The following is a 1,720-nucleotide window of genomic DNA, read 5'->3' on the forward strand; positions in this document are numbered from 1 at the left end:
TGTTGGACAGCGAATTGAGGGAGACGCAAACGACAAATTATTTTTCCGTCCTTTAAAGAATCGACCGCGCAGTCTGGGAGCTAATGGCAGATTGACAGCGATAATACGGCACATTATTGGAGAGTATTGAAAGATCACGGAGCCCCATAGAGCTCCGTGATCTCAGTGTTATTAATCTGTGTATTTTTCCAGACTGCCCAGTTCTTCAAGATGGCACAGTCCGCTTGCGACCGTCACTGCATCCACCTTTTTCAGAAGTCCGGAAAGACGCTCTGTATTCCAGAACAGATCCCGGTAGCTGGACAGTTCACTTCCTACGTCGTGGTTTGGTATACAGATATAGTTCCCATAGCTGTGTTTCCCTGCGATTACGTGGAAGTAAGTCCCACGGCCAGAGATCTCTGCTTCGTAACAGGAGCCCGAATGTCTGATAAGCCGGATCTCCCCGTTCCATCGTTCTTTTCGTTTCCCTCTTGTAAGAGTACATTGATATTCCATAGCACATCCTCCTACATCAGGTTCTGGTTACTGACAGCCGCAAGGATCACTTCTGCATCGATCGACTTTTTCTCCATTTGTGAGCCAAGGGCAAGGGCATCCGTCATCAGATTGTCGATCAGACGGGGATTTCCCTGGGAATGGCTGTGGATGGCAGAAAGAGCGGCTTTTTCTATCATGGTCTCGCTTCCACCGGCACAGGTGAGTTTATGGAGGACATACCGTGCCACCTCATCATCCGATAGGCCGGAGAAGTTATAGTGGACAGTGATCCTCTGACGCAGTGCTTCATGAACGGGGCGGCTCAAAGTATTATTCAGGTGGGATTCGCCGCAAAGGATCAGGGTAAAACAGTTTACGGAATCATACCCGTAATTCATCAGCATCTTGATGTCGTTCAGAATGCCGGTGGAGAGATACTGCGCTTCGTCAACCGCCAGGAGGAGTGGCTGACGCTTCTCTTTATAGAGATACCAGACCTGCTCCTGGATCGCCTTGAACATTCCTGGTTTCCCACCTTTGTCACTGACGCCGAGGGCGGCGCAGAACTGGCGGTAAAATTCCATGACACTGATGGTGGACAGGCAGATGTACTCCATGTGGTACAGATTTGGGTTCAGACTTTTGGAGAAACAGCGCAGGCAGAACGATTTTCCCATGCCGGGACGGGCGGTGAACACACCGATCCCCCGTGCATCCTTTAGGTAATCCAGCCGCTGGGTCATTTCTGTCATGTCATGGGAAAGGAATCGGTCTTTCTCTTGTATCATTTGCTTGTCAAAGGGATTAAAGGAAAGCCCATAATACGCAAGAGACATTATTTTTCACCTCCCATCCGGGAATAATCAAGGGTTGGTGTGTTATTCCGCTTTGTCCGGCAGTTTTCGTTACGGTCTGTCTGCCGGATGGGGTAATGTTCCCCTTCGTAAAGAATGTAGGCGGTGGACATATCATCCGGTAGGAAACGGATCTCCACTTTGGTGGCGATGAACTGCATGGGAACATCGTAATACGTCCGGTCGATAGAGACAGTGGCATCCCGGTTGACCCTGCGGGTCACACGGTTCATAAAACATTCGTCCAGCCATGCCCGGGATCCCGGCATCTTTACCTGCATGCAGGTGCGGCGGTACCGTTCCAGTGGGATATCCCGGATCCCGGAATGGTAAGAGGTATTATGGTTGCGGATATAGCCTGAGAGGAGACGGTTGAATTCTTCGAG

3 protein-coding genes are annotated in these 1,720 nt (G+C 50.3%); all 3 read right to left on the reverse strand.

All coding sequences use genetic code 11. The features are described from left to right. Window positions 1–171 precede the first annotated feature (171 nt). Window positions 172–498, reverse strand: coding sequence for a DUF6618 family protein (locus ACTNBR_RS16350; protein ID WP_427808896.1), 327 nt, complete (start codon window positions 496–498; stop codon window positions 172–174). Window positions 499–509: 11 nt separating this feature from the next. Continuing rightward, window positions 510–1,316: an ExeA family protein gene (locus ACTNBR_RS16355; RefSeq protein WP_427808895.1), complete on the reverse strand. Its 807-nt coding sequence runs from the start codon at window positions 1,314–1,316 to the stop codon at window positions 510–512. After that, on the reverse strand, window positions 1,316–1,720 hold a 405-nt coding region (locus ACTNBR_RS16360), incomplete at its 5' end, for a Mu transposase C-terminal domain-containing protein (RefSeq protein ID WP_441019248.1). The genes ACTNBR_RS16360 and ACTNBR_RS16355, both read right to left, overlap by 1 nt.

It is taken from the genome of Bariatricus sp. HCP28S3_F11 (assembly GCF_052065395.1).
In the GTDB taxonomy this organism is placed as follows: domain Bacteria; phylum Bacillota; class Clostridia; order Lachnospirales; family Lachnospiraceae; genus Allocoprococcus.